At 64.0% G+C, this 12,985-nt stretch carries 13 protein-coding genes and 1 pseudogene; 12 read left to right on the top strand and 2 right to left on the bottom strand.

Annotation, left to right across the window (positions count from 1 at the left end; genetic code table 11):
• Window positions 1-6: 6 nt before the first annotated feature.
• Window positions 7-570 (bottom strand): hypothetical protein, encoded by a 564-nt coding sequence (locus ACFQDL_RS16575; protein WP_379910003.1) that lies wholly within the window; start codon window positions 568-570, stop codon window positions 7-9.
• A 178-nt stretch (window positions 571-748) separates the two neighbouring features.
• Between ACFQDL_RS16575 and ACFQDL_RS16570 the strand changes: the two genes are divergently transcribed.
• Genes ACFQDL_RS16570 through ACFQDL_RS16560 form a run of 3 tightly spaced genes read left to right on the top strand, consistent with a single transcriptional unit; the run spans window position 749 to window position 1,793 of the window.
• Window positions 749-1,063: an ElaB/YgaM/YqjD family protein gene (locus tag ACFQDL_RS16570; protein WP_379910002.1), complete on the top strand. Its 315-nt coding sequence runs from the start codon at window positions 749-751 to the stop codon at window positions 1,061-1,063.
• Window positions 1,063-1,461, top strand: coding sequence for a phage holin family protein (locus ACFQDL_RS16565; protein WP_379910001.1), 399 nt, complete (start codon window positions 1,063-1,065; stop codon window positions 1,459-1,461). Before ACFQDL_RS16570 ends, ACFQDL_RS16565 begins: the two co-directional genes overlap by 1 nt.
• The gene (locus ACFQDL_RS16560; protein ID WP_379910000.1) at window positions 1,458-1,793 is read left to right on the top strand and encodes a hypothetical protein; all 336 of its coding nucleotides are present in this window, start codon (window positions 1,458-1,460) and stop codon (window positions 1,791-1,793) included. The genes ACFQDL_RS16565 and ACFQDL_RS16560 overlap by 4 nt, the downstream gene beginning before the upstream one ends.
• Window positions 1,794-1,883: 90 nt before the next feature.
• Here the strand turns inward: ACFQDL_RS16560 and ACFQDL_RS16555 are convergent.
• Window positions 1,884-3,720 (bottom strand): annotated as a pseudogene (locus ACFQDL_RS16555) (ABC transporter ATP-binding protein).
• Window positions 3,721-3,946: 226 nt separating this feature from the next.
• Here ACFQDL_RS16555 and ACFQDL_RS16550 point away from each other — a divergent pair.
• The 9 genes from ACFQDL_RS16550 to ACFQDL_RS16510 all read left to right on the top strand — a co-directional run bounded on the left by ACFQDL_RS16550 (window position 3,947) and on the right by ACFQDL_RS16510 (window position 12,833).
• The gene (locus ACFQDL_RS16550; RefSeq protein WP_379909999.1) at window positions 3,947-4,651 is read left to right on the top strand and encodes a LacI family DNA-binding transcriptional regulator; all 705 of its coding nucleotides are present in this window, start codon (window positions 3,947-3,949) and stop codon (window positions 4,649-4,651) included.
• On the top strand, window positions 4,555-4,962 hold the full coding sequence (locus ACFQDL_RS16545) for a substrate-binding domain-containing protein (protein WP_379913132.1): 408 nt from the start codon (window positions 4,555-4,557) through the stop codon (window positions 4,960-4,962). Before ACFQDL_RS16550 ends, ACFQDL_RS16545 begins: the two co-directional genes overlap by 97 nt.
• A 319-nt stretch (window positions 4,963-5,281) precedes the next feature.
• On the top strand, window positions 5,282-6,457 hold the full coding sequence (locus ACFQDL_RS16540) for an MFS transporter (protein WP_379909998.1): 1,176 nt from the start codon (window positions 5,282-5,284) through the stop codon (window positions 6,455-6,457).
• Between the two features lie 137 nt (window positions 6,458-6,594).
• Entirely contained in the window at window positions 6,595-7,374 is a 780-nt protein-coding gene (locus tag ACFQDL_RS16535) for a ThuA domain-containing protein (protein ID WP_379909997.1), read from the top strand.
• Window positions 7,374-8,456, top strand: a complete 1,083-nt coding sequence (locus tag ACFQDL_RS16530; RefSeq protein WP_379909996.1) for a Gfo/Idh/MocA family protein — start codon at window positions 7,374-7,376, stop codon at window positions 8,454-8,456. Before ACFQDL_RS16535 ends, ACFQDL_RS16530 begins: the two co-directional genes overlap by 1 nt.
• Window positions 8,457-8,528: 72 nt before the next feature.
• On the top strand, window positions 8,529-9,794 hold the full coding sequence (locus ACFQDL_RS16525) for an ABC transporter substrate-binding protein (RefSeq protein ID WP_379909995.1): 1,266 nt from the start codon (window positions 8,529-8,531) through the stop codon (window positions 9,792-9,794).
• Window positions 9,795-9,866: 72 nt separating this feature from the next.
• Window positions 9,867-10,874 carry a carbohydrate ABC transporter permease gene (locus tag ACFQDL_RS16520; protein WP_379909994.1) on the top strand — a complete coding sequence of 336 codons (1,008 nt, stop codon included), beginning with the start codon at window positions 9,867-9,869 and terminating at the stop codon, window positions 10,872-10,874.
• A complete protein-coding gene (locus tag ACFQDL_RS16515) occupies window positions 10,874-11,704 on the top strand; it encodes a carbohydrate ABC transporter permease (RefSeq protein ID WP_379909993.1) in 831 nt (276 codons plus the stop codon). The genes ACFQDL_RS16520 and ACFQDL_RS16515 overlap by 1 nt, the downstream gene beginning before the upstream one ends.
• 28 nt (window positions 11,705-11,732) lie before the next feature.
• Window positions 11,733-12,833: an ABC transporter ATP-binding protein gene (locus ACFQDL_RS16510; protein WP_379909992.1), complete on the top strand. Its 1,101-nt coding sequence runs from the start codon at window positions 11,733-11,735 to the stop codon at window positions 12,831-12,833.
• Window positions 12,834-12,985: the final 152 nt, after the last annotated feature.

Below are 12,985 nucleotides of genomic sequence, written 5' to 3'. Positions count from 1 at the left end.
CCCCGTTCACGCATGGCCCTTACTCGGCACCCTAGTTTCCGACCCCAGCGTTGAATGCGGCAAAGGTGGTTGCTCATAATCGCCCCAGGCTTCACCAGTCAGATTGTCGAATCCCTCGTGTATGCATACTAGGGGCTGTTGACGTTTGTGGATAGCTCCTGCCGGTGTATAAACCCCCTTTTCGCTGAAAAACCACCTTGCCATCCCGGGTCGGCCCGGCCATGTCGCGGCCAAGGCTTCGCCAATCTCACCCGGTGCGGTTGCCTGACCGGTTTCCAGTTGTGGCCCCAGGCGGGCGTTTTCGCACCGACAAAGGCGATCAATCGGTTGCACCCGCTCAGTCCTGCGAACGCGGCTTGGGTGATTCAGACGGTTGTCGCCCTTTAGCTCGCCGGCTCCAGCCTGATGAAGCGCTGCCAATCCATCAACTGCGAAGACCCGTACCTGTACAGGACGGATGCGGACCAAACCAGGCACGCTCGCCGCTGCGAAGAAAGTCACGCCATACAGGGTCCAATGGTCTATAAAGAAATAGGCTGACACGGCGAAATCCGAGATGATCTTCGCCAAGGCTTTGACTTGGTTTTCCGGCGAACCGTATCCACCTCGAGACAGGCGAAGCCGGCATGCGTGGCCAGCCCCCTGACTGCACAGAGCAGGATCAACAGGGTGTTGGACCCCTGAATTCAGGGGTTTCACGACACTGTTACCCTTTTGACTGTCCGCCCCCCCCTCAAGGAGAATTCCGATGCCCCGTAAAAACGCCGACCCAGCCAGCCAGGATGAACTGCTCAAGGATTTCCAGGCACTGGTTAGCGACACCGAGAAGCTGCTGCAACATTCGGCCGGTCTGGCCGGCGAGCAGGCGGATGAATTGCGCGAACAGATCCGCACCGGCCTCAACCGTGCCCGTGCGACCCTGCACAACGCCGAAGATGCATTGGGCGAGCGCAGCAAGGCAGCGGTCCAGGCCTCCGAGGGCTATGTACAGGCCCCCTGGCAAACCCTGGGCATTGCCGCCGGTGTCGGTATGCTCCTGGGTATGCTGATCGCGCGGCGCTGATGAGTGACGACATGGAAGCCACGCCACCGCCTTCCGCACCCGCCCGCGGCCCCTCACCGCGACGTTTTGCCGGCGCCCTGCTCGGCCTGCTGCACAGCCATCTCGCGCTCTTCGGCGAAGAGCTGAAAGAACAGCAGAGCAGCGCGCTCAGGCTGTTCGTGCTGATCAGCCTGAGCCTGCTGTTCGGCCTGCTGCTGGTGATCGGCCTGTCCGCCGCACTGCTGATCGTTTTTTGGGACAGCCACCGACTGTCCGTAATCACGATCCTGTGTGCGTTCTATGGGCTGGGCTTGCTGACGTGCCTGCTGTGTCTGCGGACACAGCTGCGCAACGCCCCGCCACCGTTCAGCGCCAGCCTTGACGAGCTGGCCCGCGACCGCGAGCAACTGATGCCATGAACCTACCGGAACTGCCCACCAAGGCCAGCCGCAGCGAGCTGCGCAAAGCCATGCTACGCCTGCGCCTGGAAATGCACCGCCAGGAACTGCGCCACGAAACCCTGGTACTGCTGCAACCGATGCGCCAAGCGCAGTACCTCGGCAGCCATTGGCGTGACGAACTGCGCAACAGCAATGCGCCACTTTGGGTCGCCGCTGGAGCCCTGTTGCTGGCCACGTGTGGCGTACGCCACGGCAACTGGCGGCGCTGGCTGCGCATCGCCCTGATCGCCTTCCCGATGCTCAGGCGTCACCCACCCCGCGCCGCGAACAGCGAAACAACAACCCCATAAGTGCGTACCGGGTCACGACGGAACCCCAGGCCGCAGCTCGCGGCGTTCTGCTGCCGATACGCCGGCGCCCGCCGGCCATGGCCGGGTCCTTCATGAACTTCGATCGGCATCGGCTCGGCGAATTTGCGGTGGAAGATCACCGTCGCCCATCCCGCCGGTCTGCACCTGCCACTGCGACCAGTAGGCGCCCCGGCGCAGCAGCAGTTCGTCGTGGGTGCCGTTCTCGACAATGCGGCCGTGCTCCAGCACCAGGATGCGGTCGGCGTGCACGATGGTCGAAAGACGGTGCGCGATCATGATCACGGTGCGGTCGTGGGAGATGTGCGCCAACGAACGCTGGATCGCGGCCTCGGTCTCGTTGTCCACGGCGCTGGTGGCCTCGTCCAGCACCAGGATCGCCGGGTCCTTCAGCAATGCCCGGGCCAGCGACAGGCGCTGGCGCTGGCCACCGGACAGACGCACGCCGCGCTCGCCCACGGCGGTATCCAGCCCCTGCGGCAGACGCCGGATGAACTCCCAGGCCTCGGCGGTTTTCGCCGCGGCGATGATCTCGTCGTCGCCGGCGCCGGGGCGGCCGTAGGCGATATTGTCGCGGATGCAGCCTTCGAACAGGAACACATCCTGGCTGACCAGGCCGATGGTCGAGCGCAGGGACTTCAGTGGCAGGCGCTCGATCGGAATGCCGTCGAGCAGGATCCGCCCGCGGCCCGGCTGATAGAAGCGCAGCAGCAGTTTCATCAGGGTCGACTTGCCGGACCCGGTCGCGCCCACCAGCGCCAGCGTCGTGCCCGCCGGCACCTCGATGGAGACGTCCTGCACGCCGGCCCCGCTCGAGCCATATTCGAAACCGACGCCCTCGAAGCGGACTTCGCCCCGCACCGGCTGCGGTAGCGGTTCGTTGCCGCTATCCGGCACCTCCACCGGGGTATGGATCAGCCCCAGGATACGGCGCGTACTGGCCATCGCCCGCTCGTACAGGTCGATCGTCTGCGCCAGGCCGGTCAGCGGCCAGAGCAGCCGCTGGGTCAGGAATACCAGGACGCCGTAAGCCCCCACGTTGAGGTCGCCGTTCAGCGCCTGCAGGCCGCCGACGACGAAGGTGAACAGAAAGCCGGTCAGGATCGCCATCCGGATTACTGGAATGAAGGCCGAGCTCACCCGGATCGCCCGGCGGTTCGCCTCGGCGTAGGCTTCGCTGTCTGTCCGCACCCGGGCCGCTTCCCTGTCTTCCGCGGTAAAGGACTTGATCGTCGCCATGCCGCCGATGTTGTTGGCCAGCCGCGTCGCCAGCACACCGACCTTGTCACGCACATCCGCGTACAGGGGTTGCCCGTTTCTGGAAGAAAAACGCCCCCCAGATGATGATGGGAATCGGCGTGAAGGCCAGCATGGCGATCAACGGCGACAGGACAAAGAACACCGCGCCAACGGCGATCACCGTCACGAACACCTGAATCAGGTCGTTCGCACCGCCGTCCAGGAAACGTTCCAGTTGATTGACGTCGTCGTTCAGGATTGAGATCAACTGACCGCTGCTGCGCGCCTCGAAAAAGCCCATATCCTGCTGCTGGATGTGCTGATAGGCGTCCTGGCGAAAATCCGATTGCAACCGCTGTGCAAGATTTCGCCATGCAAGCATATAGAGATATTCGAACAGCGACTCTCCGGCCCAGATCACGAAGGTCAGCACCGCCAGGGCCCCGATCTGCGCCTGCGGCGTTTCCAGGCCCAGCCGGGCAACGAAACTCTGCTCCTGGTTTACCACCACGTCGATGGCGATGCCGATCAGAATCTCCGGTGCGATATCGAACAGCTTGTTGATGATGGAGCAGACCGTCGCCGCGATGATTTGACGCCGGTACCCCCGCGCATAGCGTAAAAGTCGCAGCAGGGATTGAAAGCTGGACACCTGGACCTTGTCAGACATGAGAATCCTTTCCAGATAAGCGGTGAAGCGGGGATATTAGATGCTTATCATTCGCATGTCGATGTATCGAGCCGGCAGGTCCCTACCCAGCCCGTCGTCCCGGCGCTATCATGGTTGGCTCTCAAATGGCATTCAAACACCCGACCATCGACGCGGCTTTTACCGCTCCCCAGCCTGGTGGGCGGTTCCATTCCGCAGTTTCGGCCGAAGAAGGATCGCATCCCCCATGTCCAGCCGCTCGTCCCGCAAAACGGCTTCCAGCGCCGACGCCACGACGTCGCCGAAAAGCGCGACCATCCACGAGATCGCCCGAGCGGCGGGCGTTTCGATCGCCTCGGTGAGCCGGGCGCTGAACAACAAGCCCGGTATCAGCGAGAAACTGCGAGCCCATATCCTCAAGATCAGCAAAGAGATCCATTACCAGCCGAGCGCCGCGGCGCGGCAGCTGATCAGCGGCAAGAACGCGGTGGTCGGGATATCGCTGGAGCGCCACAGCTTCGAGCTGCGCCCCTACTACAACCTGCTGTACCGCAATCTGACGCTGGAACTGCACAAGCGCGGCATGGTGCCGGTCACCTTCAGCTATGACGAAACGACGCACCTTTGCCAGCAGGCCGGCAGCGCCATTCTGCTCGGCCAGGAGCCGGGTGACCAGCGTGCGCAGCGGCTGGCGGAACAGGGGATTCCCTATATCCGCATCGACCAGCCGGATCCCGGCTTCTCGATCCGCACCGACGGCATCGACGGCCTCCACCAGGCGACGCGATACCTGATCGGCCAGGGCGCCGCCGTATTGGCTATGTTGGCGAGGAACTCACCCATCCACTCGAACCCATCTTTCGCGTCAACGGCTTTCGTCAAGCGCTGGATGAAGCGGGCCTCAGGCCTGCGCGCGAGATCGCGGTGCCCTTCTCCTACAACCCGACACTGAACGCCTATCGCCAGATGCGCCGGCTGTTGCAGGAAGAAGCCCTGCCGTTCGATGCCCTGGCCTGCGAAACCGACGAACACGCGCTGGGCAGCATCGCCGCCTTCGAAGACGAAGGCATTCAGGTACCCGAACAGGTGGCCGTCACCGGTTTCGACGACCTGCCGCTGCTGGCCGAAAACCTCACCACCGTGCGCCAGGATATTCCGCAGCTGGCGGTGGAAGCCGTCCGGTTGCTGGGCGACGCCATCGCCGGCACCGAGCCATACCAGATCCTGATGCCGGTCGAGCTGGTCCTGCGCAGGACCACCTGATTTGTGGGAGATTCTATGGTTCATGGCCACCCCTGATCGTGGCAGGTGCCATGGCCGATATTGCGTAGGAGCCTCGCCCCGAGGCGAAAGGCTCCGGTACCGAGGCTGTTCGCACCGGGGGCGGCGCTCCTACGGCGGGCGCTGAAATTTCCGTGGGTGGGCTTTAGCCGCGAACAACCACCACCGGTGCCGCTCCTCTTCGCGGCTAAAGCCGCTCCCACCAGAAAAAACACCCGCCCTCTTCCCCGCCCGCAGCGTAAACGTTTACTATTCCTGAAGAACAACAGCCACATCGCCTCGCTCACAGGAAAAACGGACCATGTCACACCGGGATTCGACGCTGCCCTACTGGCGGCTTTCGGCTTTCTACTTTTTCTGGGCCTGCGTGATCGGCGCCCTGATGCCCTACTGGGGACTCTACCTGCAGCAACTGGGCTACGACGAGCGGGCCATCGGCAGCCTGATGGCGATCCTGATGGGCACCCAGGTCGCCGCCCCCTATCTCTGGGGTTACCTGGCGGACCGTTCCGGCCGGCGCATGGGACTGGTCCGGCTCGGCGTCTGGCTGTCGCTGTTCTGCTTCGCCGGCGTCTTTTTCGTCGAGGGTTTCGCCGCCCTGGCGCTGACGCTGCTGGGATTCGGCTTCTTCTGGAACGCCATGGCACCGCAGTTCGAGGCGGTCACCCTGAGCTACCTGGGCGAGCAACCGGGGCGCTACAGCCATATCCGGCTCTGGGGCTCGATCGGCTTCATCCTTACCGTTATTGCGCTGGGCCGCCTGCTCGATATCGCAGGCCCCGGCCTGCTGCCCGGGTTCATCGCCGCGATGCTGCTGCTGGTGATTGCCGCCAGCTACGCCATCGGGGACCACCGGGTGGCTACCGGCGTACCGATCAGTGGCGGCTTTCTCGCGGTACTGAAGCAGCCGCCGGTGCTGATCTTCTTTCTGACCTGCTTCCTGATGCAGGCATCCCACGGCCCCTACAATACGTTCTTCAGCATCTACCTGGCCCGGCATGATTACAGCGCCACCGCCATCGGCCTGCTCTGGTCGCTGGGCACCGCGGTCGAGGTCGGCGTCTTTCTGCTGATGCACCGCTGGCTGAACCGCTATTCACTGCGTTCGATCCTGTTGCTCAGCCTGCTGCTGGCGGCGTTGCGCTGGGGTCTGATCGGCGCCTTCCCGGAGCAGCTGGCGGTGATACTGTTCGCCCAGTGCCTGCACGGCGCGACCTTCGGTAGCTTCCATGCCGCCGCCATCGAGTCGGTGCGGCGTCATTTCCCCGGTGCCCTGGCCGGCCAGGGGCAGGCGTTCTACAGCAGCGCCAGCATTGGCCTGGGCAATGCGGTTGGCGCCTTCTACAGCGGCCTCAGCTGGCAGGGTCTGGGAGCCTTTCAAACCTTCGGCATCGCCGCCCTGGTGGCACTGGGCGGGGCTTGGCTCTACTGGCGCTGCGACGAACGGGTCGCACAACCGATAGGCGAAGCATATTAAGCCTTCAGGGGGCATTAAAATCTTTCATGCGTAAACGTTTACTCTAATTGCGTAAACGTTTACTCTTGCTTCAACCGACACTGGCTGCAAGGGCCAGAAGGCTAACAACAACAACGCATCTGACCAGGAGCACGAGAATGACCATCCGCGCCACCGTCTGGGGTGAGAACGTTCACGAACAGACCAACGAAGTCGTCGCCCGCATCTATCCCGAAGGCATGCACAACTGCATCGCCCAGGCCCTGAACGAAGACCCGGGCATCGAGGCGATCTCGGTCACGCTGCAGGATCCCGAACACGGCCTCACCGAAGAGGTGCTGGACAACACCGACGTGCTGCTCTGGTGGGGGCACGCCGCCCACGGCCAGGTCGCCGACGAGATCGTCGACCGGGTGCAGAAGCGGGTGCTGGAGGGCATGGGGCTGCTGGTGCTGCATTCCGGCCACTATGCCAAGATCTTCAAGCGCCTGATGGGCACCACCTGCTCGCTGAAATGGCGCGAAGCGGGCGAGCGCGAGCGCCTCTGGGTCGTCAACCCGGGCCACCCGATCGTCCAGGGTGTCGGCGACTACATCGAGTTGCCCCACACCGAGATGTACGGCGAGCCCTTCGCGGTGCCGAACCCCGACGAAGTGATCTTCATCAGCGCCTTCGAGGGCGGTGAAGTGTTCCGCTCCGGCCTCGTCTACCGCCGCGGCAACGGCAAGATCTTCTACTTCCGCCCGGGTCACGAGACCTACCCGATCTACTACGATGAAAAGGTGCGCCGGGTATTGAAGAACGCCGTCAAGTGGGCGCAGCCGGAAGGCTCCCGCTGGGTCGACAGCTGCCCCAACGTCCCGGCCGACCAGGCGCCGAACCCGGTCGAAATCAAAGGCGAAGGCCTGCACAAGCCCGGTGAAGAGGGGTTCAAGTGATGATCAGACTCGGCATTGTGGGCGCCGGGGCCATGGGCGGCCATCAGGCGAGAAAATTCAGCGAGATCCCCGGCTGCCAGCTGGTCGCGGTCTGCGACCTGGACGCCGAACGCGCCCAAACATTCGCCGCGGAACACCGCATCGAGGAGGTCTACACCGATGTCGACCAGATGCTGGCGCAGTGCGATCTCGACGCCGTCACCGTGGTCACGCCGGACAAGTTCCACAAGGACGCGGCGCTCAGGGTGATCGCCGCCGGCAAGCACATCCTCTGCGAGAAGCCTCTGGCCACCCACGCGGCGGATGCCGCGGAGATGGCAGCGGCGGCGCAGCAGGCCGGCGTGATCAACATGATCAACCTGAGCTACCGCGATTCCTCGGCATTGCAACAGGCCCGCGATCTGATCGCCGCAGGCCGTATCGGACGCATCATGCACGTCGAGGCCAGCTACCTGCAGAGCTGGCTCAGCAGCAAGGTCTGGGGCGACTGGCACACCGATCCGAGCTGGCTGTGGCGGCTCTCCAGTGAGCACGGCAGCAAGGGCGTGCTCGGCGACGTCGGCATCCATATCCTCGATTTCGCCAGCTTCCCGGTCGGTGAGATCAGTGCCGTCAACTGCCGGCTGAAATGCTTCGACAAGGCCGAGGGCAACCGCATCGGCGACTACCCGCTCGACGTCAACGACAGTGCCCTGATCCGGGTCGAGTTCGCCAACGGCGCCCTGGGCACCGTCCATACGACGCGCTGGGCCACCGGGCACAGGAACTCGCTGCGACTGCGGATCTTCGGTGACCGCGGCGCTGTCACAATTGAAATCAATATGGATCAGGGCTGGGAGAAACTGAGCCTGTGCGAAGGCGACGATGTCGACCGCGCCGAGTGGGTTACGCTGGAAACCGGCGCGACCCCCAGTATCTACCAGCGCTTTATCCGCAGCATCGAGCAGGGCTGCAACGATCAGCCCGACTTCGCCCGGGGCCTGGAGCTGCAGCAAGTGCTCGATACCTGCTTCGAGTCGGACCGGCAGGATCGCACTCTCGGCCTGCAGACAGATGCACCCGCGATGGCCGCCACGGCCTGAGCAGCCGCTCCCGGCCTGTCCGAGCGGCAGGCCGGGAGCCTCGAAATCGTATAACAACAAGAGACCTGCACCATGAACAAGACCCTTCAAGCACTGATCGCCTCCACCGCATTCGGCGCGGCCCTGGCCGGCAACGTCGCCCAGGCCGCCACCCTGAACATCCCCTGCTCCACCGGCGCCGGCTTCGCCTCCTGCGAAGGGACCGCGCAGGAGTGGGCCGAAGCCCGCGGCCACAGCGTCAATATCGTCACCGTGCCCTTCTCGTCCAGCGACAAGCTGGCACTGTACCAGCAGATTCTCGCGAGCAAATCCGCCGACCTCGATGTCTTCGACGTCGACGTCGTCTGGCCCGGTATCCTCGGCGCCCACCTGGCCGACCTCGGCCCCTACACCGGGGGCGTCGAAAACGAGCACTTCGAATCGGTGGTTGCCAACAACCACTACGACGGCAAACTGGTCGCCATGCCCCAGTACACCGATGCGCCGGTGCTCTACTACCGCAAGGACCTGTTGGAGAAATACAACGAGCCGGTCCCCAAGACCTGGGAGCAGATGACCGCCACCGCCGAACGGATCCAGCAGGCCGAGCGCGAGGACGGCAACGACAGGATGTGGGGCTTCGTGTTCCGTGCCAAGGCCTACGAAGGCCTGACCTGTGACGCCCTGGAATGGATCGACTCCTTCGGCGGCGGCACCATCATCGACGGCGACGGCAATATCACCGTCAACAACCCGAAGAGCGCCGCGGCGCTCGACCTGGCCGGCAGCTGGGTCGGCAACATCACGCCCCAGGGCGTGCTGAACTACGACGAAGAGGGCGCCCGTCGCGTCTTCCAGGGCGGCGATTCGGTGTTCATGCGCAACTGGCCCTACGCCTGGGCGCTGGGTAACGGCGACGACAGCCCGGTAAAAGGCAAGATCGGCATCACGCCGCTGCCGATGGGCCCGGACGGCAAGCACAGCGCCACCCTCGGCGGCTGGCAGATGGCGGTCTCCAAATACTCGGAGAACGTCGAGGTGGCCGCCGACTACGTGCTCTACGTCACCAGCAAGGCGGCGCAGAAGCGCGGCGCCATCGTCGACGGCCGGCTGCCGACCATCGCCTCGCTGTACGAAGATCCCGAGGTACTCGAGGCCAACCCCCACTTCGCCAATATGCGCGAAGTGCTGGAGAACAGCGTCGCCCGCCCCTCCAGCGTCACCGGCGAGAAGTACAACCAGGTCTCGAACGAGTTCTGGAATGCCGCCCACCGGGTGCTGTCCGGCAAGTCCAGCGGCGCCGACTCCCTGAGCCAGCTCGAAAGCAAGCTCAATCGCATCCGCGGCCGGCGCTGGTAAGGCCCCTGACCGCCGGCGGGTCGCGACAGCTGCGGCCCGCCCCCTGCCAACAATAACGCCAAGGGAAGCACCATGGACAACCTATCCGTCAGCGCCCGTGACGCTCAATCGACGCCGGGCACGCTGCCGCTGCCGACGGGGCGGCAAAGTGCCCGCCCGCACCTCAGCGGCCTCAGCCGCCAGCGCATCCGCACCGCCTGGCTGTTCCTGTTGCCGATGATACTGGGGCTCGGCTTCGTCGCCGGCTGGCCGTTGCTGCGCACCATCTATCTCGGCTTTACCGACGCCACCCTCTCCAGTATCGACAGCTACGGCTTTGTCGGCTTCGAAAACTACCTGGTCTACGACAACGGCCAGTGGTATGGCCTGCTGGCCGATGGCCTCTGGTGGAAATCGGTCTGGAACACCCTTTACCTCACCCTGATCTCGGTGTCGCTCGAAACCGTGCTCGGCGTGCTGGTGGCTTTGATTCTGCACGCCAAGTTCCCCGGTCGCGGCCTGGTGCGCGCCGCCATCCTGATCCCCTGGGCGATTCCGACCGTGGTCTCGGCCAAGATGTGGGGCTGGATGCTGCATGACCAGTTCGGCGTCATCAACGACCTCTTCCTGAAACTGCACCTGATCTCCGAGCCGATCGCCTGGACCGTCAATCCCGACACCGTGCTCGGCACCATCATCGCGGTCGACGTCTGGAAAACCACGCCGTTCATGGCGCTGCTGACCCTGGCCGCGCTGCAGATGCTGCCCAAGGACTGCTACGAGGCCGCCCGCGTCGACGGCATCCACCCGGTCAAGGTGTTCTTCAAGGTCACCCTGCCGCTGATCAAGCCGGCCCTGGTGGTCGCGGTCGTGTTCCGCATGCTCGACGCGCTGCGCATCTTCGACCTGGTCTACATCCTCACATCGAACAGCGAGGACACCATCGTGATGTCGGTCTATGCCCGCCAGGCGCTGATCGACTTCCAGCAGATCGGCTACGGCTCGGCCGCGTCGACGCTGCTGTTCCTGCTGGTGTTCGGCCTGACGCTGGGCTACATCTTCGCCACGCGACTGAAACTGGACGGCTCGGGAGACCACTGATGAGAACCTTCAAACTGCGCACCGGCCAGGCACTCTTCGCGCTGGCGGTGCTGGCCCTGCTGACCTACACGATATTCCCGTTCTACATCGCCATTGCGACCTCGTTCGGCGCGGGTACCGGCGACCACGTCTACACGCCGGCCTACTTCGACCTGCGCAACTATGTCGCGGTATTCCGGGAACAGCCGTTCTTCCACAACATCCTCAACTCGGCGCTGGTCTCCTTCGCTACCGTGGCGATCTCGCTGCTGATCGCGGTGACCGCCTCCTACGCCCTGGCGCGGGTGCATTTCCGCGGCCGCACCACCCTGTTGCTGACGGTGCTGGGCGTCTCGATGTTTCCGCAGGTGGCGGTGCTGTCCGGCATGTTCGAGCTGATCCGCATGCTCGGCCTGTACAACAACCTCGGCAGCCTGATCCTGTCCTACACCGTGTTCTCGCTGCCGTTCTCGGTCTGGATCCTGACCACCTTCATGCGCGGCATCCCGAAGGACCTCGAGGAAGCGGCCATCGTCGACGGCGCCACGCCCTGGCAGATCATCACGCGGATCTTCATGCCGGTGCTCTGGCCGGCACTGGTGACCACCGGGCTGCTGGCCTTTATCGGCGCCTGGAACGAGTTCATGTTCGCCATCACCTTCATTCTCAGCAACGAGAACCGCACCGTGCCGGTGGCGATTTCGATGATCTCCGGCGACTCCCAGTACGAGCTGCCCTGGGGCCCGATCATGGCCGCCTCGGTGGTGGTGACGGTGCCGCTGATCGCACTGGTGCTGGTGTTCCAGCGCAAGATCGTCGAAGGCCTGACGGCCGGCGCCGTCAAGGGTTGATCCAGGTTAACAATAAGAGACCAAGACTATGTCCAGCATCGAATTCGTGAAAATCGACAAGGTTTACAAGGGCCTCAACCAGTTCCACGCGGTCAAGGGCGTCGACCTCAGCATCCGTGACGGCGAGTTCGTCGTCTTCGTCGGCCCGTCCGGCTGCGGCAAGTCCACGCTGCTGCGGATGATCGCCGGCCTCGAGGACATCAGCGGCGGCGACCTCTATTTCGGCCAGAAGCGGGTCAACGACCTGACGCCGAAGGAGCGCGGCATCGGCATGGTGTTCCAGTCATACGCGCTCTACCCGCACATGAGCGTCTACGACAACATGGCGTTCGGCCTCACGCTGGAGAAGAAGTCCGGCCAGACCATCGACCAGAAGGTGCGCGAGGTGGCCGGTATCCTGCAGATCGACCATCTGCTCGAGCGCAAGCCGAAGGAGCTGTCGGGCGGCCAGCGCCAGCGTGTCGCCATCGGCCGCGCCATCGTGCGCCAGCCCAATGTGTTCCTGTTCGATGAGCCGTTGTCGAACCTCGATGCCTCGCTGCGGGTGCAGATGCGCATCGAGATCAGCAAACTGCACCAGAAACTCAAGACCACCTCGATCTACGTCACCCACGACCAGGTCGAGGCGATGACCATGGCCGACAAGATCGTGGTGCTGAGCCAGGGCCGCATCATGCAGGTCGGCTCGCCGCTGGATATTTACAATACCCCGGCCAATACCTTCGTCGCCGGCTTCATGGGGTCGCCGACGATGAACTTCATCAATGTCCAGGCAGAGGACGATCACGTCAGTCCCGATCGCGGCAACGGCGGTCAGTTCTTCCAGGTGCCCTTCCAGCATCGCGGCGCCGCCACCCTGGGTATCCGCCCGGAGCATATCGAGCTGAGCCCGCAACCCGGAGCCCTGGCGGTCGACGGTGAAATAGCCGTGGTCGAGCACCTCGGCAACGAGACGCTGCTGTATCTCTCCACCGAACTGTGCGAACAGCCCCTGGTGGTCGCGGTGCAGGGCGAACAGTCGCCGGAGATCGGCAGCCGCCTGAGCGTCTACCTGCCGCCGCAGCGCTGCCACCTGTTCGACGCCAACGGCGATGCGGTGGAGCGGCTGCACCCGGCCCCAGTGAACTGACGCAGGCGCTGGGTAAGTTGGCCGTAAGTTGGCGAAACCGTAGGGTGCTGGTAAGCGAAGCGCACCGCACCACCACGCGCCGAACGGTGCGGTTCGCACACTCACCGGCATCCTACGTCCGTGCCTTCGATTACGGACTCGATGTCACGCGT

The sequence above is a fragment of the Marinobacterium aestuariivivens genome, from assembly GCF_042661465.1.
In the GTDB taxonomy this organism is placed as follows: domain Bacteria; phylum Pseudomonadota; class Gammaproteobacteria; order Pseudomonadales; family Balneatricaceae; genus Marinobacterium_A; species Marinobacterium_A aestuariivivens.
The sequence above is the reverse complement of the archived record's forward strand: the minus strand, read 5'-3'. Positions and strand labels throughout refer to the sequence as shown.